The organism is Streptomyces sp. LS-MS-L19 (assembly GCF_058382285.1).
This window is the reverse complement of the sequence record NZ_JBYCLL010000001.1, coordinates 8,909,954-8,928,334: the sequence shown is the minus strand read 5'-3', so window position 1 is coordinate 8,928,334 and position 18,381 is coordinate 8,909,954. Positions and strand designations below refer to the sequence as shown.

Annotated in this window: 17 protein-coding genes; 6 read left to right on the top strand and 11 right to left on the bottom strand. The window is 71.8% G+C overall.

The window, feature by feature from the left end:
* Nucleotides 1-34: 34 nt before the first annotated feature.
* From AC2XR2_RS39805 to AC2XR2_RS39790, 4 genes are all read right to left on the bottom strand, one after another.
* Nucleotides 35-466 carry a tetratricopeptide repeat protein gene (locus AC2XR2_RS39805; RefSeq protein WP_491517780.1) on the bottom strand — a complete coding sequence of 144 codons (432 nt, stop codon included), beginning with the start codon at nucleotides 464-466 and terminating at the stop codon, nucleotides 35-37.
* A 36-nt stretch (nucleotides 467-502) separates the two neighbouring features.
* Entirely contained in the window at nucleotides 503-1,609 is a 1,107-nt protein-coding gene (locus AC2XR2_RS39800; protein WP_491517779.1) for an LLM class flavin-dependent oxidoreductase, read from the bottom strand.
* 113 nt (nucleotides 1,610-1,722) lie between these two features.
* Nucleotides 1,723-2,088, bottom strand: a complete 366-nt coding sequence (locus tag AC2XR2_RS39795; RefSeq protein ID WP_491517778.1) for a MarR family winged helix-turn-helix transcriptional regulator — start codon at nucleotides 2,086-2,088, stop codon at nucleotides 1,723-1,725.
* Between the two features lie 12 nt (nucleotides 2,089-2,100).
* On the bottom strand, nucleotides 2,101-3,528 hold the full coding sequence (locus AC2XR2_RS39790; RefSeq protein WP_491517777.1) for a GH1 family beta-glucosidase: 1,428 nt from the start codon (nucleotides 3,526-3,528) through the stop codon (nucleotides 2,101-2,103).
* Nucleotides 3,529-3,654: 126 nt separating this feature from the next.
* On the opposite strand from AC2XR2_RS39790, the gene AC2XR2_RS39785 reads away from it, so the two are divergent.
* A complete protein-coding gene (locus tag AC2XR2_RS39785) occupies nucleotides 3,655-5,232 on the top strand; it encodes a glycoside hydrolase family 43 protein (RefSeq protein WP_491517776.1) in 1,578 nt (525 codons plus the stop codon).
* A 17-nt stretch (nucleotides 5,233-5,249) separates the two neighbouring features.
* Here AC2XR2_RS39785 and AC2XR2_RS39780 read toward each other — a convergent pair whose 3' ends face one another.
* The 4 genes from AC2XR2_RS39780 to AC2XR2_RS39765 all read right to left on the bottom strand — a co-directional run bounded on the left by AC2XR2_RS39780 (nucleotide 5,250) and on the right by AC2XR2_RS39765 (nucleotide 11,327).
* Nucleotides 5,250-6,266, bottom strand: coding sequence for a LacI family DNA-binding transcriptional regulator (locus AC2XR2_RS39780; RefSeq protein ID WP_491517775.1), 1,017 nt, complete (start codon nucleotides 6,264-6,266; stop codon nucleotides 5,250-5,252).
* Nucleotides 6,267-6,373: 107 nt separating this feature from the next.
* Entirely contained in the window at nucleotides 6,374-8,026 is a 1,653-nt protein-coding gene (locus tag AC2XR2_RS39775; protein WP_491517774.1) for an NAD-dependent malic enzyme, read from the bottom strand.
* Nucleotides 8,027-8,119: 93 nt separating this feature from the next.
* The gene (locus AC2XR2_RS39770) at nucleotides 8,120-9,772 is read right to left on the bottom strand and encodes an amidohydrolase (RefSeq protein ID WP_491517773.1); all 1,653 of its coding nucleotides are present in this window, start codon (nucleotides 9,770-9,772) and stop codon (nucleotides 8,120-8,122) included.
* 49 nt (nucleotides 9,773-9,821) lie between these two features.
* The gene (locus tag AC2XR2_RS39765; protein ID WP_491517772.1) at nucleotides 9,822-11,327 is read right to left on the bottom strand and encodes an APC family permease; all 1,506 of its coding nucleotides are present in this window, start codon (nucleotides 11,325-11,327) and stop codon (nucleotides 9,822-9,824) included.
* A 181-nt stretch (nucleotides 11,328-11,508) separates the two neighbouring features.
* Here AC2XR2_RS39765 and AC2XR2_RS39760 point away from each other — a divergent pair, with 181 nt between their 5' ends.
* The gene (locus tag AC2XR2_RS39760) at nucleotides 11,509-12,213 is read left to right on the top strand and encodes a TetR/AcrR family transcriptional regulator (RefSeq protein WP_449352071.1); all 705 of its coding nucleotides are present in this window, start codon (nucleotides 11,509-11,511) and stop codon (nucleotides 12,211-12,213) included.
* Nucleotides 12,214-12,445: 232 nt separating this feature from the next.
* The gene (locus AC2XR2_RS39755; RefSeq protein ID WP_491517771.1) at nucleotides 12,446-13,354 is read left to right on the top strand and encodes an SCO2400 family protein; all 909 of its coding nucleotides are present in this window, start codon (nucleotides 12,446-12,448) and stop codon (nucleotides 13,352-13,354) included.
* 23 nt (nucleotides 13,355-13,377) lie between these two features.
* Here the strand turns inward: AC2XR2_RS39755 and AC2XR2_RS39750 are convergent, their stop codons facing one another.
* Together AC2XR2_RS39750 and AC2XR2_RS39745 are read right to left on the bottom strand one after the other, a co-directional pair.
* Nucleotides 13,378-14,496: an SGNH/GDSL hydrolase family protein gene (locus tag AC2XR2_RS39750; protein WP_491517770.1), complete on the bottom strand. Its 1,119-nt coding sequence runs from the start codon at nucleotides 14,494-14,496 to the stop codon at nucleotides 13,378-13,380.
* A gap of 191 nt (nucleotides 14,497-14,687) precedes the next feature.
* A complete protein-coding gene (locus AC2XR2_RS39745) occupies nucleotides 14,688-15,443 on the bottom strand; it encodes a bactofilin family protein (RefSeq protein ID WP_491517769.1) in 756 nt (251 codons plus the stop codon).
* Between the two features lie 200 nt (nucleotides 15,444-15,643).
* Here AC2XR2_RS39745 and AC2XR2_RS39740 point away from each other — a divergent pair, with 200 nt between their 5' ends.
* Genes AC2XR2_RS39740 through AC2XR2_RS39730 form a run of 3 tightly spaced genes read left to right on the top strand, consistent with a single transcriptional unit; the run spans nucleotide 15,644 to nucleotide 17,169 of the window.
* Nucleotides 15,644-16,006 carry an ArsR/SmtB family transcription factor gene (locus AC2XR2_RS39740; RefSeq protein ID WP_491517768.1) on the top strand — a complete coding sequence of 121 codons (363 nt, stop codon included), beginning with the start codon at nucleotides 15,644-15,646 and terminating at the stop codon, nucleotides 16,004-16,006.
* Complete coding sequence (locus AC2XR2_RS39735) at nucleotides 15,990-16,505, top strand: SRPBCC family protein (protein WP_491517767.1); 516 nt, start codon at nucleotides 15,990-15,992, stop codon at nucleotides 16,503-16,505. Before AC2XR2_RS39740 ends, AC2XR2_RS39735 begins: the two co-directional genes overlap by 17 nt.
* A 28-nt stretch (nucleotides 16,506-16,533) precedes the next feature.
* The gene (locus tag AC2XR2_RS39730; protein ID WP_491518581.1) at nucleotides 16,534-17,169 is read left to right on the top strand and encodes a dihydrofolate reductase family protein; all 636 of its coding nucleotides are present in this window, start codon (nucleotides 16,534-16,536) and stop codon (nucleotides 17,167-17,169) included.
* A 63-nt stretch (nucleotides 17,170-17,232) separates the two neighbouring features.
* Here AC2XR2_RS39730 and AC2XR2_RS39725 read toward each other — a convergent pair whose 3' ends face one another.
* Entirely contained in the window at nucleotides 17,233-18,198 is a 966-nt protein-coding gene (locus AC2XR2_RS39725) for an alpha/beta hydrolase (protein ID WP_491517766.1), read from the bottom strand.
* Nucleotides 18,199-18,381: the final 183 nt, after the last annotated feature.

Below are 18,381 nucleotides of genomic sequence, written 5' to 3'. Positions count from 1 at the left end.
GGGTGAGCGGCGGGCTCGTCGCCGCCCGCGTCGCTCACTCGTCGTCCGGGAACTCTCCCGCGAAGGCATCCGCCATGCGCAGCCAGGGCGCCGCCTCGTCCTGGCGTCCCTGACGTTGCAGGGTGCGGCCCAGCATCAGGTGGGCGTAGTGCTCCACCGGATCACGCTCGACGATCACCCGCAACTGCTCCTCGGCGCGCCGGAGTTGGGCCGAGTGGTAGTACGCGCGGGCCAGGAGCAGGCGCGGGCCGGTCTGCTCCGGGGCCTCCTCGACCACGGTGGCGAGCAGCTTCGCGGCGGCGCTGTAGTCCCGCGCGCCGAACAGCAGCCGGGCCCGCTCCCAGCGCTCGGCGGTGCTCTCCTCGCGCGGCCCGCCGGGGCCGTTGTCGAACAGGTGCAGCGCGCTGGCCCAGCGGTCGGGCGCGACTCCGCCGGTCGCCGGGTAGGCGTTGAAGTTGTCGGTCATGGTTCCTTCCTCAGCGAGAGCTCTGTCGTACGGCCGTCAGACCGCGGGTTCGGCGTCCTGTGTGCGCTCGGCCTCGCGGGCGGCCAGCAGGGACGCGTGGGTGGGAGCCTGCGGGACGTCCGCCGGGCGCCGGGCCGCGAACTCCTTGCGCAGCACCGGTACGACCTCCTCGCCGAGCAGGTCGATCTGCTCCAGCGCGGTCTTCAGCGGGATCCCCCCGCCGTCCACCACGAACAGCTGGCGCTGGTAGTCGCCGGCGTACTCGCGGAAGCCGAGCGTCTTCTCGATGACCTGATCGGGCGTGCCGACGGTCAGCGGGGTCTGCTCCATGTACTCCTCCATCGGAAGCCCGCCTCCCATCACCGGTGAGTGGTCGAAGACCGGGCGGAACTCCCGTACCGCGTCCTGGGAGTTTTGGCGCATGTAGACCTGACCGCCGAGGCCGACGATCGCCTGTTCGGGGGTGCCGTGGCCGTAGTGCGCGTACCGCTGCCGGTACAAGTCGATCAGCTTCCCGGTGTGCTCCTTCGGCCAGAAGATGTTGTTGTGGAAGAACCCGTCGCCGTAGTACGCGGCCTGCTCGGCGATCTCCGGGGAGCGGATGGAGCCGTGCCACACGAAGGGCGGGACGCCGTCCAGCGGGCGGGGCGTGGAGGTGAACCCCTGCAACGGGGTGCGGAACGTCCCCTCCCAGTTCACGACGTCCTCGCGCCACAGCCGGCGCAGCAGGGCGTAGTTCTCGACAGCGAGGTCGATGCCGTCGCGGATGTCCTTGCCGAACCACGGATACACCGGTCCGGTGTTCCCGCGGCCCATCATCAGGTCCACGCGCCCGTCGGCCAGGTGCTGAAGCATCGCGTAGTCCTCGGCGATCTTCACCGGGTCGTTCGTGGTGATGAGGGTGGTGGAGGTCGAGAGGACGATCCGCTCGGTGCGCGCGGCGACGTGGGCGAGCAGGGTCGTCGGCGACGAGGGCACGAAGGGCCGGTTGTGGTGCTCCCCGGTCGCGAAGACGTCGAGTCCGACCTCCTCGGCCTTCAGCGCGATCGCGACCATGGCCTTGATCCGCTCGTGCTCGCTCGGTGTACGACCGGTGCTCGGGTCGGTGGCCACGTCGCCGACGGTGAAGATGCCGAACTGCATCGCACTCACCCCTTCTTTTGTTGACGCATCAACCACCCCCTCGCAACACGGCCCCTCGGCCGGCTATTCCGCACCCGTGAGAACGGCGGTCTGCCAGTCGTCACGCGCCCGGATCAGGACTCGTCCAGCTTTCCGACGACTCGTTCGGAGATCTCCGCCAGGACCCGCAGTTCGGCGGGGGTGACATGGTCGAGGAAGAGTTCACGCACCGCCTCGACATGCCGTGGGGCGGCCGCCTCGATGGCCGCGCGGCCTGCGTCCGTGATCACCACGAACGCGCCGCGCGCGTCCTCGGCGCACTCCTCCCGCACCACGAGTCCCCGGCCCGCCATCCGTGCGATGTGGTGGGACATCCTGCTCTTCTCCCACTCCAGCGCGCGGGCGAGATCCTGGTACCGGCGACGCCCCTCGGGGGTGTCCGTCAGCTGGACCAGCACCGCGAAGTCCGCGGGTGAGACACGGGACTCCACATCATCCACGAGGTCGGCTGCTCACCCGCCGATCGGCGGAATGGTTCCCGTCGTCGCCAGTTCCCGGTACCACAGGGCGCTGTCCTTGAGGGTGCGGCGCTGGGTGTCGTAGTCGATGTGGACGATGCCGAAGCGCTTCGAGTAGCCGTACCCCCACTCGAAGTTGTCCATCAGCGACCACACGAAGTACCCGCGCAGATCGACGCCGGCGGTCAGGGCCCGGTGGGCCGCGGTGAGGTGGCGGTGGAGGTAGTCGACCCGCTCGGGGTCGTGGACGGTGTGGGTGCCGTCGGGTCCGACGGTGACGTGGTCCTCGAAGGCCGCGCCGTTCTCGGTGATGACGAGGGGCTGGTCCGGGAAGCGGGTGTGCAGGTCCAGGAGCAGTTCTTCGAGCCCGTCGGGGTCGATGTTCCACCCCATGGCGGTGTGCGGGCCCTCCTGCGCGACGAACTCGACCTGGGGCGAGCCGGGCCAGGGAGAACCGCCCATGTCCTTGTGGCCGTCGTTGTTCTGACGGTCCGTCATCCCGTTCCACAGCCGGACCCTCGTGGTGGCGTAGTAGTTGACGCCGAGCAGGTCCAGGGGCTGGTGGATCCGGTCGAGGTCGCCGTCCCGCACGAAGGCCCAGTCGGTGACGTCGGCGGTGTCCTCGATGAGGTCCTGCGGGTAGTGGCCGCGCAGCAGGGGCTCGGTGAAGGCGCGGTTGGCGAGGGCGTCGATACGGCGTACGGCCTCCTCGGCGCCGTCGCCCTCGCCGCGCAGGACATGGAAGTTGAGGGTGATCGAGTACTGCGGATCGTTGGTGGTGACCTCCCTGAGCTGTTCGACCGCCAGCCCGTGGGCGAGGTTGAGATGGTGGACCGCGGTGAGCGCCGCGGCGCCGTCGGTGCGGCCGGGGGCGTGGGCGCCGGAACCGTAGCCGAGGTAGGCGGAGCACCACGGCTCGTTCAGCGTGGTCCAGACGGCGACGCGGTCGCCGAGGGCTTCGCCGACGAGACGGGCGTAGTCGGCGAAGGCGTGCGCGGTGGCGCGGTTCGTCCAGCCGCCCTCGTCCTCGAGGGCCTGGGGCAGGTCCCAGTGGTAGAGGGTCGCGACGGGAAGGATGTCCCGTTCGAGCAGGCCGTCGACCAACCGACTGTAGAAGTCCAGCCCCTTGGGGTTGGCCGGGCCGCGGCCGGTGGGCTGGATGCGCGGCCAGGAGACGGAGAACCGGTAGGCCCGCAGCCCCAGGGAGGCCATGAGGTCGAGGTCGGCCTCGATGCGGTGGTAGTGGTCGGCGGCCACGTCACCGGTGTCGCCGTTCCAGGTCTTGCCCGGTGTGTGGGAGTAGGTGTCCCAGATGGAGGGACCGCGGCCGTCCTCGTCGGCGGCGCCCTCGATCTGGTAGGCGGCGGTCGCGGAGCCGAGAAGGAAGTGCGCGGGGAAGGACGGGGACTGGGCTGTCGGCATGCGGGTTTCCTTCGGAGGATGCGGGGAGTGCGGCCGGGATCCACGGTGATGTTAACGTTAACAAGCTGTCAAGGTCTCGCCCCGAAGAATCCCGCTCCCACCCCCGCCCACCTCGGAGTGCGCCCCGTGCCGACCTTCTCCAACCCCGTCCTCGCCGGCAGTCGTCCGGACCCCTCGGTCTGCCGGGTCGGGGAGGACTTCTACCTGGTCACGTCGTCGTTCGCGTACTACCCCGGCCTCCCTGTCCACCACAGCCGCGACCTGGTGGACTGGAGGCCGCTCGGCCATGTCGTCGACCGCCCCTCGCAGGTGTCGCTGACCGGGCTGGACGTCTCGGACGGCCTGTGGGCCGCCACCATCCGCCATCACCAGGGCACCTTCTACGTGGTCGTGACCCTGGCGAGAGGCCGCCGGGGCAGCACCACGTACCTCTTCACGGCCTCCGATCCGGCCGGACCCTGGTCCGACCCGGTCGCCCTGGACGCCGAGGGCATCGACCCGTCGCTGTTCTTCGACGACGACGGCCGCTGCTGGTTCACCGCCTGCCGCGACGCCGCCGAGCCGGAGGTGACGGGCCCCGGCGAGCTGTGGCTGCGCGAACTCGACCTGGCAACACTGGAGTTGACGGGCCCGGTGCACGCTCTGTGGTACGGCGCGCTGCGGGGTGCCTGGGTGGAGGCACCGCACCTGTACAAGCGGGACGGGGTGTATCACCTGATCGCGGCGGAGGGCGGCACCGAACACCATCACGCCGTCACCGCGGCCCGCGCCGACTCCGTCACCGGCCCCTACACCACCGACCCCAGAAGCCCGTTGCTCACCCACCGCCACCGCGGCGCGGCCGAACCGATCCACAACGTCGGCCATGTCGACCTCGTCGACACACCCGCCGGGGAGACCTGGGCGGTGGCCCTGGGCATACGACCGACCGACGGCACCCACACCCTGGGCCGCGAGGTGTTCCTCGTCCCGGTCGAATGGACCGACAGGGGCCCGGTGTTCGCGCCGGAGACGGGCCGGGTCGGTCTGTCGGAGCGGCGGCCCGCGGGGCTCGCCTCGGCACCCGCGGTCCCGGACGGGCCCCGGGCCCCCGACGGGCCGGTGCGGGACGACTTCGCCGGCGGCTCGCTCGGGCCGGAGTGGAACAGCCTGCGCGGACCGGTCGACCACCTCGTGTCACCCGACCCCGCGGAGGGCGGCCTGACGATCCGCCTCTCCCCCGAACCCCTCACCTCGACCGGGACGCCGGCCTTCATCGCGCGCCCTCAGCAGCACCTGCGGATGCGGGCCGCCACCCGTGTCCGCCTGACCGCCCCCGCGCCGGGCCAGGAAACGGGGCTGGTCGTCTTCCAGAACGACCGCCGGCACGCCACGCTGGCCCTCACCGTCGACTCCGACGGCACGCTGCGGGTCGTCCTGACCGCTGTGGAGGCGGGGACCGCCACCCGCCTCGGGGCCGTGCCGGTCACCGGCAGCGAGGTCGTCCTCGCCGTGGACAGCGACGAGTCCGCCTACACCTTCCACGTCGAGGACGGCTTCCGGACGACCGTGGGCAGCGTCGAACGGCCCTTCTTCAGCACGGAACGGGCCGGTGGATTCGTGGGCGTCCACCTCGGCCTGTACGGCACCTCGGGCACGGGCGAGGGGGTGGCTCGGGTGCGGTGGTTCGAGTACGCCCCCGGAGACGCCGGGAACGACGGCTGAGGCAGGGAACCGGAAGCTCAGGAGTGCGTGCGAGGCGCGGCGGTGCTCTGCCGTACGACGAGTTCCGGGGTGATGCTCCGGCGTTCCGCGCCCTCCCCGCCCAGCATCCGCACCAGTTGCTCGATGGCGCTGCGGCCGAGGTGGGCGAAGTCCTGGCGGACCGTGGTGAGGGCGGGCACCAGATAGTCGGCGCCCTTCATGTCGTCGAAGCCGACGAGGGAGACGTCCTGGGGCACCCTGACGCCCCGCTCGGCGAAGGCCGCCAGTACGCCCATGGCCATCAGGTCGTTCCCGGCGAAGACCGCGGTGGGCGGTCCGGCGTCGGCGTCGCAGAGCCGGTGAGCCAGGCGGAAGCCGCTCTCGGCGGTGAAGTCGCCTTCCAGCAGGGCTCCTTCGGCTCCCGCGGCGTCGAGTTCGGCCCGCCAGCCCTCGACGCGGGCCCGCGCGTCGAAGGTGCGCAGCGCGCCGGTCAGGTGGGCGATGTCCCGGTGCCCGAGGCCGAGGAGGTGGCGGACGGCGAGCCGGGCGCCGAGTTCCTGGTCGACCTCGACGAAGCTGAGGTCGGGATTGGGCACGCTGCCGGACATCACCACGGCCACCGGCACCTCGAAGGAGAGGCCGGACAGGGCCTCCACCGCGCCGGGCCGGTCGGTGACGACGGCGATCGCCTCCACCGACTGGTCGGTGAGCCGGCGCAGCGTCTCGACGAGGTCGGCGCTGGTGCTCTCGCCCTGCCGACTGGCCAGGCTCACCCAGTAGCCCGCCGTCTTGGCGGCCGTCTCCACGCCGAGGAGGATGCGCGGCAGCTCGAACAGCTCGGACCCGACGATCACCACACCGATCGTCGAGGAGCGGCGGCTCTTGAGGGCCCGGGCGACGCTGTTGCGGCGGTAGCCCAGCTTCTGGATGGCCGCCTCGACCCGAGTGCGGGTCTCGGGGCGGACCGACGGGTGGCCGTTGATGACACGGGAGACGGTGATGTGCGAGACGCCGGCCTCCCGGGCCACGTCCATCATGCCTGGCGGCCGGTCCATGTCACTCGTCCTCTGCCCTCGACCCCCGCGGGCGGCCCCGCGCCCGCCGCCGATACTGTCACAGGCCGCGAGGCCCCGGCGGCGGGCGTGTCCCTGCAGGCCAGGACTCAGGACGCGTACCGCGGTGTCCACTGGGTCGCCGCGACCGCCTCGCGCAGCTCCGCCTCCGTGGCCTCGGGGGCGACCCCGTCCTCGACGGCCGTCCGGGCCACGGCGAGCGCGATGTCCCGGGCCGCGTCCCGCATGCTCGCGAGCGGTGGCAGCAGCGGGGTCGCCCCGTCGGTGCCCGCCCGGACCGCGGTCTCGCCCAGGGCCCGGGCCGCCGCGACCATCATGCGGTCGGTCACCCGGGTGGCCCGGCTCGCGGTCACCGCGAGACCGACGGCGGGGAAGACGTAGACGTTGTTGGCCTGGGCGACCGGCACCTCGCGGCCCTCGACCTTCAGCGGCGGGAAGGGCGAACCGGCGGCGATCAGGGCGCGGCCGTCGGTCCAGCGGGCGAGATCGGCGGGGTCGGCCTCGGCGTTCGAGGTGGGGTTCGACAGCGGCAGGATCACCGGCCGGTCGCAGGAGCCGGCCATGGTCCGCACGATCTCCTCGGTGAAGGCGCCGTGGGCGGTCGACAGCCCGATCAGCACCGTCGGCTTCACCTCGCCGACCACGCCCGCAAGGTCGCGCGCGCTCCACTGCCGTACCTCTTCGTCGTCGCGCGCGTAGACCCGCTGCTCCGGTGTGAGGTCGGTGCGGGAGCGCACCAGGAGGCCGTCGATGTCGACGAACCAGAACCGGTCGGCCGCCTCCTGCTCGGACAGGCCCTCCTCGACCAGTGCGGTACGGATCATGTCGGCGACGCCGACGGCGGCCGAACCCGCGCCCAGGACCACGATCCGGTGGTCGGTCAGGGACGATCCGGCGACCTTCGTGGCGGTCGACAGCGCGCCCAGCGCCACGGCCGCGGTGCCCTGGATGTCGTCGTTGAAGGTGAGCAGGCGGTCCTGGTAGCGGGTGAGGATCGGGCGGGCGTGGGCGGTCGCGAAGTCCTCCCACTGGAGCAGGGTCCCGGGGAGCTCGGCCTCCACGGCGGAGACGAACGCCTCGATCATCTCGTCGTACGCGTCGCCGGTGACGCGGTGCTGACGGCGGCCGAGGTAGTGCTCGCCGGCCAGCAGCTGTTCGTTGTCGGTGCCGACGTCGAGGAGGATCGGCAGGGTGCGGGCGGGGTGGATGCCGCCGATGGCGGTGTAGAGGCTGAGCTTGCCGATCGGGATGCCCATGCCGCCGACGCCCTGGTCACCGAGGCCCAGGATGCGCTGGCCGTCGGTGACCACGATGACGTCGACCTCGCCGCCCGGCCGGTTGCGCAGGATCTCCCGGAAGCGGTGCCGGTCCTCGTAGGTCAGGAACAGGCCGCGGGGCCTGCGGTAGATCTCGCTGAAGCGACGGCACGCCTCGCCGACGGTCGGGGTGTAGACGACCGGCAGCATCTCCTCCAGGTGCCGGGTGAGCAGGCCGTAGAAGAGCACCTCGTTGGTGTCCTGGAGCTGGCGCAGGTAGATGTGCCGGTTGAGCGGTTTGTCGTAGCCGAGGAATGCCTCGTACGCCCGGTCGGCCTGTTCGTCGAGGGTCTCGGTCGCCGGTGGCAGCAGTCCGTCGAGGCCGAGCTCGGCGCGCTCGTCGGGGGTGAAGGCGGTGCCCTTGTTGAGGAGGGGATCGGCGAGCAGGGCCGCTCCGCGGACCTGGGCGGGGCTGTGTGGTGCCATGACGTTCCTCGGGTCGACGGGTTCCGGACCAGCTACTCCTGTGCCCCGTCGACCGACATCCGAATCAGCCGCCCCGTACGGCCGTCGGGTGGCTCAGGCGTCGTCGGCCGTATGCACCCGCCGGCCCTCGACGAAGGTCTGGAGGACCCGGGTCGCGGCGATCTCCTCGGGCGGGCCCGCGAACGGATCCCGGTCGAGTACGACGAGATCGGCCGACTTTCCGACGGTGATGCTGCCGGAGATGTCGTCGAGGTGGTTCACGTGGGCGCTGCCCGCGGTGTACGCGGCGAGCGCGGTGCCCAGGTCGAGGCGCTGTCCGGGGAGGAACTCCGGGGTGCCCTCGGGGGCGCCGGGGGTGATCCGGTTGACGGCGACGTGGATGGCCTGGAGGGGGTCGGGGCTGCTGACCGGCCAGTCGCTGCCGGCGGCCAGGGTGACGCCGGCCCGCAGCAGGTCCCCGAACGGGTACTGGCGGGCGCCGCGTTCCGCGCCCAGGAAGGGCAGGGTCAGTTCGTCCATCTGCGGTTCGTGGGCGGCCCACAGCATCTGGAGGTTGGCGCTCGCGCCCAGGGCGCGGAACCGGGGGATGTCGTGCGGGTGGACGACCTGGAGGTGCGCCAGGTGGTGCCGGGTGTCCCGCCGTCCGTTGGCGGTGCGGGCGGACTCGACGGCGTCGAGGGCCTCGCGCACCGCGCGGTCGCCGAGCGCGTGGAAGTGGACCTGGAAGCCGGACGCGTCGAGTTCGGTGACGTACTTCTTCAGTTCGTCCGGTGCGACGAAGCTGATGCCGCTGTTGTCGGAGGCGCAGCCGCAGCCGGTCAGGTAGGGGGTGAGCATCGCCGCGGTGTGGTTCTCGGCGATGCCGTCCTGCATGACCTTGACGGTGCTCGCCCGGAACCGGTCCCGGTGCAACTCCTCGCGGCGGGCGACGAGTTCGGGGATCTGCTCGGCGCCGCGCTCGCGGTCCCACCACAGGGCGCCGACGACCCGGGCGGTGAGCAGGCCCCGGTCGAGGGCGGCCGTGTAACTGGGCGCCGGGTCGGTCATGTTGGCGTAGGCGCCCACGATGGCGTCCTGCCAGGCGGTGACGCCGTACGAGTGGAGCACGGCCTGCGCCCGCAGCAGCGCCGCGAGTTGGTCCTCCGGTGTGGGGTCGGGCACCAGCCTGCCCACGAGGTGGACGGCGCCCTCCTGGAGCATGCCGGTGGGGTTGCCGTCGGCGTCGCGTTCGATGCGGCCGTCGGCCGGGTCGGGGGTGCGGGCGTCGATACCGGCGCGTTCCAGGGCGCGGCTGTTGACCCAGGCGCCGTGGTGGTCGCGGTTGGGCAGGAAGACGGGGCGGTCGGGGACGATCGCGTCGAGTGCCGCGGCGGTGGGGGCGCCGCCGGGGAACGCCTCCAGGGACCAGCCGCCGCCGGTGATCCACTCGACGTCCGGGTGCCGGTCGGCGTACTCCCTGATCCTGCGCAGGTATGCGGCGGGGTCGACGGTGTCGGCGAGGTGGCACAGGCCGAGTTCGAGGCCCGCGCCCTGCGGGTGGACGTGCGCGTCCTGGAAGCCGGGCAGCAGCAACTTGCCCGCCAGGTCGACGACTTCGGTGCGCGGGCCGATCAGGTCGCGCACCTCGTCGTGGCCGACGGCGGCGATCCGCCCGTCGCGCACGGCCACCGAGGTGGCGCGGCTGCGGGCGGGATCGACGGTGTGCACGGGACCGCCGGTGAGGACGAGGTCCGCGGTGTGTGACATGGGGGTGGGCTCCAGGGTCCGGGGTCAGGGGTCCGAGGTCAGGGCAAGGTCAGACCGCCGTACGGTCCATCGGGAGGGTCAGGGCGTCGGCGTCGGTGCCGCGCCCGGTGGTGAAGTACGGGGAGTGCCGGGCGTACTTGGCGACGGCGGCCATGCCGAGGCCGGCGAGGACGATCACGGCGGGCAGCGAGAACATGAACCAGCCGTTGTCCGGGCTGAGGGCGAAGTGGTCGCTCATCGTCAGGTACGAGTATCCGAGGTAGCCGCCGAGGCCCAGCAGGATCAGGCCGGACACGGCGGGCACGGCGACGGCCAGCAGCGCCTCCCGGGCGCCTTCGTGGCGGGCGGCGCGGAAGCGGACGGCGCAGGCGAGCGCGGTGAGGCCGTAGTAGAGGGCGACGATCAGGCCGATGGCGTTGACGGCGGCCAGCAGCATGTCGCTGAGCTTGGGGATGGCGACGGCGAGTACGGCGATCACTCCGGCGATGGCCATGACGACGGCGGTGCCGGCGGCGGGGGTGCCGTAGCGCGGGTGGATGCGGGTCCACAGCGGTCCCATGGTGCGGTCGCGGCTCATGGCGAACAGGCCGCGCGCGGTGGGGATGAGGGTGGCCTGCACGGAGGCGACGGCGGAGAACATCAGCGCGACCACGGGCAGGGTGGCCCAGGGTTCGGCGGCGAGTTTCTCGCCGAGGTACGGGAGTGCCTGGGGGCCGTTCGTGACGAGTTCGGCGAGGCTCATCTCCCGCTGGAAGGCGACCGAGGCGAAGAGGAACAGGCCGAGCATCGCGAACAGGGCGATGAGGCCGCCGCGGGCCGCCTCGCCCGGGCTCTTCGTCTCCTCGTTGACGCTGAAGGCGGCGTCCCAGCCCCAGAAGAAGAACACCGCGAGCACCATGCCCTGGGCGAAGGTCTTGCCGCTGGAGATCTCGAAGGGGTTGAACCAGGACAGCGAGAAGGCGTGGTCGCCGGTGATCAGGGCCCAGCCGCAGAAGGCCAGCAGGACCGCGTACTCGAAGACCAGGAGGGCGAACTGGAAGCGGGTGGCGGCCCGGATGCCGGTGACGGCGAGGACGGTGAGGCCGACGAGGATCACCAGGCCGACGCCGGTGGTGACGCCGGTGGACGTCGGGTCGAGCGCGATGCCGGCGACGCTGTGCAGTCCCGCCTTGTTGGCGAGGATCAGGACGACGGAGCCCATGATCGCGCTGGTGTAGGCGCAGAAGATGACCGAGCCGACCAGCGTGACCCAGCCGGTCAGGAAGCCGGGCCAGGGGCCGAGGGATCTGCCGACCCAGACGTAGCCGTTGCCCATGTTCGGTTCGGAGCGGTTCAGGCGGGCGTAGGCGGTGGCGATGCCCAGCACCGGCAGGAAGGCCAGGAGCAGCAGGGCCGGGGCCTGGAGCCCGACGATGGTCGCGATCGTGCCCATGCCGATGGCGATGCTGGTGGTGGCCGCGGTGCTGGAGGCGGCGAGGGCTACGCCGTCGACGACACCCAGGGAGCGGCGCAGGGCGGTTCCGGGCGGAACGGACGCGGGCGGTGCTGACGACATGGAGGGCTCCTCGGGGACGGGAGACGGGGGAAGAGCCGCGCGGTGAGGTGATGGAACAGCCGCGGTCCATATTCGGTCAACCCTGTTGACGTAAGGGGGACGGGGGCCGTTCACTGTGCGGGCCCGGTCGAGTCACCGTGCCGACCCGGTCGGGTCGCCGGCCTTGTGAGGAGCCCTTCCCATGACCAGCCGTGTCCCGCAGGAGCGCCGGCGCCGGCGCCCCACCCGTTCCGGAGTCCTGCTGTCCGAGGACCTGATCGTGCAGACCGCGCTGCGTCTGATCGGCGAGCACGGCCCGGAGGCGCTGAGCGTGCGGCGGCTCGGTGCGGCGCTCGGCTGTGATCCAACCGCGCTCTACCGCTACTTCCACGACACCGACGACCTGGTCCTCGCCATCGCCGACCGGATCATCGGCGACGCGATGGACGGTTTCGTGCCCGGGGACGACTGGGTGGCGTCGCTGCGCGAGATGGCCCTGCGGGTCCGCGCGGGATACCTCGCCCATCCGCGGGCCGCCGCGCTGGCCGCGCACCGGGTGACCGGGCGCAGGAGCGAGATCCGGGCGGTGGACATGGGCATCGGGCTGCTGCTGTCGGCGGGCTTCGAGCCGGCCGCCGCCGCCCGGCTGTACCTGGCCTTCATCGACACCGTGCTGAGCCACGCGGCCACCGACGCGGCGTTCCAGGCACTCCCCCGGCAGCAGCGCGAGGCCGATCACCGGGCCTGGCGGGACGTCTACCAGGACCTTGACCCGCGGACGTACCCGGCGCTCACCGCCGTACGCCGGGAGCTGCCGGGGATGGCGGACAGCTCGTTCGAGGAGGCGGTGGAACTTTTGCTGGAGGCGTTGGCGGCACGGGCACCGGGGACTTCGTCGGGGACGTGACGGTTCACTTCGCGGCACGTGGGGCACGGGGCCTGAGCGGACCCCCGGGACGAGGGGGCCGCACGACGGACACCAGGGCGCGAATGTGACGTAAGGCCTTCGCGCCCACGGCACCCCTCTGACATCTGCGCAGGAGCATCACACAGGCTGCACACCGCCTTTCGAAAGCGTCGCTACTTTTACCTCGGCTCGATCCCCCGTGCGAACGAGACCGGCCACGGCCATCGGGCCGATGGTGCAGTCGACTCAGGAAGACCAGATGGACTACTGCTCCTCGTGCCGTCGGCATCTCAACGGCGCCCTGGCGTGTCCCGGATGCGGCGCCTACGCCCCCGACATCGCTCCCCCCGCCCACGTCTACGCGACGACGGGCACGGCGGCAACGGCCTGGGACGAAGCACCCACCTGGCACGAAGCGGGTCTCCACGAGGAGCCGGCCGCCGAGACCGGTCTCCCGTCCGAGGACGTGGCGGACGCGCCGGTGGTCACGGAGGGCCGGGCGGCACGGCGGCGCCAGCGGGCCCGCTGGAAGAAGAACCAGCGCAAGGCCGTGGTCGCGACCGCGGTCGCCCTCGTCGGTGGCGGCCTGACCGTCTCCGCGATGCACCAGGGCGCCAACACCCGTACCCAGGCGGCCACTTCGCCGGACAACCGGGCCATGGGCGGGTCGGAACTGCCCACTTCGGACGACGTCCTCCCGGCCTCGACCACGGCCGGGACGCACCGGTCCACCACGGACACGCCCGCGACGACGACCGGCAAGCACCGGCGCACGACGGACTCCGTGTCCACCGCGAACGGTTCGTCGGTCCACACCGACTCCGTCACCGCTCCCACGCCCACGGCGACGACCGCCTCGCAGTCGCAGTCCCGCTCGGGGTCCACGCTCTCGACGTCGACATCGGCCGACGCGGGCTCGGCCGGCACGTCCGCCGGGACGACGGTGCAGACGCCTTCGTCCACGTCGACCGACAGCTCGACGACCACCACCACGGGCACGTCGGGGACCACCACGGGGTCGGGCACCGGCACGAGTTCGAGCACGAGTTCCGGCAACTCCCAGACGTCGGGGTCGGGTTCCTCCACGTCCTCGACCGATCCGTCGGGGCTGTGCGTGCTCAACCTGCTCTGCATCAGCTGAACATCGGCTGACCACAGGCGGCGCTACCAGCACAGCTCCAGCGCGGCGAGGCGGTCCGCCAGCAGTCCGGAGATGATCCGGTGGTCCTGCGCGGAGGGATGCCAGTCGCAGCCGAGGTGGTCCAGGGCCGGGTCGTCGTAGTACCAGTGGGCGACCCGGTCGTCGCCGCGCGCGTTACGGGTCCGGGCGATCCGCTCGACGGTCTCCGCGAAGGGGGTCGAGCCCAGTGCGGTGGCGCTGACGAGCAGGAGGGTCCGCGGTCCGTAGCGGGCGCGCAGTGTGTCGAGGAAGCCGTGGTAGGCGGACTCGTAGGCCGTGACCAGTTCGGTCTGCGTGGCCCAGGGCTCGCCGGGGTTGAGGGGTGTCGAGAAGTCGTTGAGCCCCAGTCCGACGACGACCACCTGCGGTCGCCAGCTCGCCGGTTTCCGCCAGACGTCTCCCGCCACGGCGAGCAGGGCCCGGTCGTAGTAGGTGCGGAAGTCGGTGCCGGGGCTGCTGCCGTTGTAGTTGCGGACCATGCCGCGGCCGGAGAAGGCGTTGATCTGGTAGTCGGCGCCGAGGCGTTGGGCGGTGAGGGCGCCGAAGGAGAGGTCGGCGTCGGTGTTGCGGTCGACTCCCCCGTTGGCCGAACAGTCACGGGTCGTGGACAGGTTGCCGTAGCCGACCGTGTAGGAATCGCCGATGAACTCGATCTGTCTGCGCCGGGGCGGGGGCGGGGCGAGGACCGTGCCGCCGGGGGCGGCCACGAAGCCGCCGAACCGGCCCTCGGACCAAGGGCTTTCGGTTCGCTTGACGAGCCGCACGCGGTGCTCGGCGTGAGGGAGTCCCCTGATCCAGGCGGTGGTACGGCCGGGGGTCACGAGGGTGGTCGTGGTCCTGCCGTCGATCTGTACGTCGTAGTCGTTGACGGAGTCGTCGAGGACGAGGCCGACGCCGGTACCGCGGAACCGGCCCTCGAAGCAGATCCCGGGCCAGCTGTACCGCACGAGTCCGTCGGCGGCGGCCTCGACGCGGCCCACGGTGTGGAACCGGGTCGAGGCGGCGGAGGCCCGCGAAGGAACGGTGACACCGGCGACCAGACCGGCAGCGGCGGCGGTCACCAGGGTCCGGCGGGACAGGTGACGGGGCGGGGGCGTCTGCATGTGGCCATCCTTCGGTGGGGGACGGTCCGAACGAGGTGCGGGTGCGGCGGCCTGACGCTGCGGCGCGGGAGCGCTCCCACGCCGCCGACGTATTTCAAGGTGACCGCACGCCACCTCACCGTCAACCCCAGTAAGCGAGTTGTCGCCACTCCCCCGCCGTCAGGCTTCAACTCCCTTTCCTCCGGGGCGACTCACTTCACCGGCGGGAGTTCTTCCAAGGGGGCGACGGCGCGGCCGCCGCGTATCAGGGGAAGGCCTCGCACCAGCCGGTCGATCATGTGCTCGTAGCGCAGGCGGGTTTCGGCGAGGTGGGTGTCGTCGCCGGGGTCCTCGCCGCCGGCCAGGAGGATCTCGGGCACCACGAGGTCGGAGAGGGCAGCGTGCGGCGCCGGATCCTCGACGGTCACGCCGTGGTCGTCGAGGTCGAGATAGTCGGGAACCAGGGCCCGTCCGCGCAGCCGGCCGCCGATCTCGGGCACGAACTCGTCCCACAGGACCGCCAGCGCGGCCCGCAAGTCCCCCTGCACGTCGACGAGTTGGTCCGTGGAGTTGCCGACGAAGGTCTCGACCTCGATGTCGCCCTGGACCAGGAGGTACGACGAGCCGGTGAGGACGAGGTTGGCGGCGGTGAGATCGCCGAGCACGATCAGCGACGGGCTGCCGTCCTCCAGGTTGAGGATGTTGCCGTCGACGTGCAGGTCGCCGTCGATGACGTATCCGGTGACCGCGCCGTCGATCCCCTCGTACTCGGGCCTGCCGCCCGCCTTGATCCAGGGGTTCAGGTGCCGGTACTGGTGATCGTCCAGCCAGAGCGAGCCGGGCAGCGCCGCGGGTCCCGGGTGCAGGATGTACTCGTCCTCGTACAGGCTGTCGTAGGTCTCCTGCGGGAACCCGCGCTCCTCGAACAGCGCGACCGTCTCCGCCCAGGTCCGGTAGATCGTCTCCATGGTCGGCACAGTAGACGCCCGCACCGACATCCCCGCGGCCGCGACCGCCGTCCGCCGTGAAATACGCAGTCCGTTACGTACTTCTACTGAACGCGGGGGTCGGGTGCCGCGAGGAAGAGCGGGGCGGCCGACGCGTCAGTCGTTGGGGGTCGGGTCAAGCCAACCGTTGACGCATGCCGATATGGGCATATGATGAGGCCATGGCACGAGCGGCGACGACCTCGGACGCGTTCAACGCGATCGCCGAACCGCAGCGGCGGGAGATCCTGGTGCTGCTGCGGACCGGCGAGCGACCGGTGACCGACCTGGCACGGGACCTGGGGATGACCCAGCCGCAGGCGTCCAAGCATCTGCGGGTCCTGCGCGAGGTCGGCCTGGTGAAGGTCCGCGGGGCGGGCAAGCAGCGGCTGTACGGCCTGGACGCCGGCGGACTGCGGCCGATCCACGAGTGGGTGGGGGGCTTCGAGCGGTTCTGGAACGAGAGCTTCGACCGACTGGACGCATACGTACGGGAGTTGAAGCAGGCGGAGCAGGAGGGATCACACCATGGCGACGACGAGTAACGGCGGCGAGCCCGCGTCCGCGGACCGCGAGATCCTGATCTCCCGGGAGATCGACGCCCCGCGGGAGCTGGTGTTCGAGGCGTTCACGGGGGTCCGGCACCTGTCGCGGTGGTGGGGCCCTGAGGGGTTCACCACCACGACGCGGTCCTTCGAGTTCCGCGTCGGCGGGGAGTGGGACTTCGTGATGCACGGGCCGGACGGGACCGACTACCAGGAGTGGATCACCTGGCGGGAGATCGTCCCGCCGGAGCGGATCGAGCTGCTCCACGGCGAGTCCCGTACGGACCCCCATGCCTTCGAGACGGTCCTGACCTTCGAGCCCCTCGGCGAGCGGACCCGGATCGCGATGCGCACCGTGTTCCCCACCAGGGAACTCCGCGACGAGGCGGTGGAGAAGTACCACGCGGTCGAGGGCGGCGAGCAGACGCTGCGCAACCTGGCGGCCTACGTCGCCGACCTCACCCGGACCGGGACCGCACCGAAGGGGGCGGACGACTGATGCCGGGGAAGGTGTCTTCAGCGTGACCATGTCGCTCGACGGCTTCATGGCGCCGGAGGACGTGCCGGCCGAGGTCGTCTTCTCCTCCGCGGGCCGGGACGACCCGCGGGCCCGGCGCTGGATGGCGCAGTGGTCGGAGTTGCAGGCGTGGATGTTCCCGCTGCGGTGGTTCCGGGAGAACCTCGGGCTCGGCGACGGCGGCGAGGAGGGACCGGACAACGACCTGGCGCGAGCGACGTACGAGCGCACCGGCGCGAGCGTCATGGGCAGGCGGATGTTCGACGCGGGCGAGCTGGCATGGCCGGAGGAGGCGCCGTTCCACACCCCGGTGTTCGTCCTCACCCACACCGGGCGTGACCCGTGGGAGCGGCCGGGCGGTACCACCTTCCACTTCGTCACCGACGGCATCGAGAGCGCACTGCTCCAGGCCCGCGAGGCGGCCGGCGACCGCGACGTACGCATCGCCGGCGGCGCCGAGACGATCCAGCAGTACCTGGACAGCGGCCTGATCGACGAGTTCTCGATCACCCTCGCCCCCGTGCTCCTCGGCACCGGCATCCGCCTGTTCGACCATGTGGACCCCGACCGCCTCACACTGACGCAGTCCCGCACGGACGGGTCAGCTCGGGTGACGCACCTGACGTACACCGTCCGCAAGCGGTAGCCGAGATTCCGGGGTCCCCGCACACCGGGGTCCCCGCACACCGGGGTCCCCGCTCGGCGGGGGTCACTCCCCCAGCAGCCGGCGCAGCCACCGCAGCCTTGCCGCGCGGGCTTCCTGGGACAGGGCGGCCTGCGGCACCATGCCGTCGAATCCGTGGAAACCGCCGGGCCACACATGCAGTTCGGCGCTGCCGCCCGCCTGCCAGATGCGGCTGGCGTAGGCGATGTCCTCGTCGCGGAAGGTCTCGGCCGAACCGACGTCGATGAAAGCCGGAGGCAGCCCGGACAGGTCGTGCGCGCGGGCGGGTGCCGCGTACGGCGACACGTCCTCGGTGCCCCGGGCGTCGCCCAGGAGCGCATTCCATCCCGTCTCGTTGGACGTGCGGTCCCACACGCCCAGGCCCGCCATCTGGTGGGCGGAGGGGGTGTCGTTGCGGTCGTCGAGCATCGGGCACATCAGCACCTGGCCGATCGCGCGCGGGCCGTTGCGGTCCCGCGCGAGCAGTGCCACGGCCGCGGTGAGACCGCCGCCGGCGCTGCCGCCCGCGAGGATGATGCGGTCCGGGTCGCCACCGATCTCCTTGGCGTGCTCGGCCGTCCACAGCAGCCCCGCGTAACAGTCCTCCACCGGGGCCGGATGCGGATGCTCGGGGGCGAGGCGGTAGTCCACCGACACGACGACCAGGCCGAGTTCCTCCGCCCAGTCGAGCGGCATGCCCAGCCGGTGGGTGCCGGCCACCATCCCACCGCCGTGGATGGTGTAGACGACCGGGCGTGGTTCGGTCGCGGCGGTGGGCCGGCAGATCAGCAGGGGCACCTCCGGTGCGCCCGGCGGACCGGGGACGGTCTCTTCCCGGACTTCGAAGACACCGCCGCCGGCAAGTTCCTCGTTCGACGGTGGCGCGAAGGGGCCGTCCGTCCGCCTGCCGTCCGCGATCATGTCCGGTGTGATCGTGGGGGGCAGAAAGACGTGGATCGCGTCGAGCTCAGCGGCGAGTTCGCGGTCGAAGGGCGGGGGGCGCATGGTCATCCGGGGTCTCCTCGTGGTGGGTTCGGTGGCGCCGTGGTCGCGGGGGCCGGGGTACGAACGGGTGGTGTCCACGGGCTCGCGGCCACGGCCGGAGCCCGGGCGACGGGTCGGCCAGCGAGGCGGAGGCTCCGCGGGCGGGGGCTGGGTCGAGCGGGTCAAGCGGGTCAAGCGGGTCAAGCGGGT

Bases quoted from the DNA above. Each gene is read 5' to 3' on its own strand.
- AC2XR2_RS39805 (WP_491517780.1), bottom strand. From the start codon at position 466: ATGACCGACAACTTCAACGCCTACCCGGCGACCGGCGGAGTCGCGCCC.
- AC2XR2_RS39800 (WP_491517779.1), bottom strand. From the start codon at position 1,609: ATGCAGTTCGGCATCTTCACCGTCGGCGACGTGGCCACCGACCCGAGC.
- AC2XR2_RS39790 (WP_491517777.1), bottom strand. From the start codon at position 3,528: ATGCCGACAGCCCAGTCCCCGTCCTTCCCCGCGCACTTCCTTCTCGGC.
- AC2XR2_RS39780 (WP_491517775.1), bottom strand. From the start codon at position 6,266: ATGGACCGGCCGCCAGGCATGATGGACGTGGCCCGGGAGGCCGGCGTC.
- AC2XR2_RS39775 (WP_491517774.1), bottom strand. From the start codon at position 8,026: ATGGCACCACACAGCCCCGCCCAGGTCCGCGGAGCGGCCCTGCTCGCC.
- AC2XR2_RS39770 (WP_491517773.1), bottom strand. From the start codon at position 9,772: ATGTCACACACCGCGGACCTCGTCCTCACCGGCGGTCCCGTGCACACC.
- AC2XR2_RS39765 (WP_491517772.1), bottom strand. From the start codon at position 11,327: ATGTCGTCAGCACCGCCCGCGTCCGTTCCGCCCGGAACCGCCCTGCGC.
- AC2XR2_RS39760 (WP_449352071.1), top strand. From the start codon at position 11,509: ATGACCAGCCGTGTCCCGCAGGAGCGCCGGCGCCGGCGCCCCACCCGT.
- AC2XR2_RS39755 (WP_491517771.1), top strand. From the start codon at position 12,446: ATGGTGCAGTCGACTCAGGAAGACCAGATGGACTACTGCTCCTCGTGC.
- AC2XR2_RS39750 (WP_491517770.1), bottom strand. From the start codon at position 14,496: ATGCAGACGCCCCCGCCCCGTCACCTGTCCCGCCGGACCCTGGTGACC.
- AC2XR2_RS39745 (WP_491517769.1), bottom strand. From the start codon at position 15,443: ATGGAGACGATCTACCGGACCTGGGCGGAGACGGTCGCGCTGTTCGAG.
- AC2XR2_RS39740 (WP_491517768.1), top strand. From the start codon at position 15,644: ATGGCACGAGCGGCGACGACCTCGGACGCGTTCAACGCGATCGCCGAA.
- AC2XR2_RS39735 (WP_491517767.1), top strand. From the start codon at position 15,990: ATGGCGACGACGAGTAACGGCGGCGAGCCCGCGTCCGCGGACCGCGAG.
- AC2XR2_RS39730 (WP_491518581.1), top strand. From the start codon at position 16,534: ATGTCGCTCGACGGCTTCATGGCGCCGGAGGACGTGCCGGCCGAGGTC.
- AC2XR2_RS39725 (WP_491517766.1), bottom strand. From the start codon at position 18,198: ATGACCATGCGCCCCCCGCCCTTCGACCGCGAACTCGCCGCTGAGCTC.